This window comes from Pseudomonas sp. MWU13-2100 (assembly GCF_023242365.1).
Lineage (GTDB): Bacteria > Pseudomonadota > Gammaproteobacteria > Pseudomonadales > Pseudomonadaceae > Aquipseudomonas.
Map to the genome: position 1 here is coordinate 1 of NZ_JALLIX010000177.1, position 316 is coordinate 316.

General features: G+C 58.9%; 1 pseudogene. It reads left to right on the forward strand.

The window, feature by feature from the left end:
- Positions 1 to 127: 127 nt before the first annotated feature.
- A pseudogene (locus M5B99_RS29915) lies at positions 128 to 316 on the forward strand (hypothetical protein); the annotation flags it as partial.

Here is a 316-nt window from a genome sequence, read left to right on the forward strand (position 1 = left end):
ATTTTCGTCACTGCCTGAAGCGAGTATGAGTTAGCCATGCCAGTCAGATTGGATAAAGTTCCCGCACAAGCATTGCGTCCCGCACGACCTCGCCTCTGGTTTTGGCTAGGCTTGCTGCCAGTGTTTTCGTCAATCGACAGTGCCTGTCGAGGGCTACGGGCTGGACGCGGTGGACCAGTGGCTTGATCAGCGTATTACCGATCAGGCGTTGCTCCTGGTGGTGGCGTTGCGGTTTGCGCCGCAACAGCCCGAAGGTACGGCGGAAGTCGCCGTTGGGCTGCTGTTCGGCAACCGTCTGACGCAAACCACCTTGGCC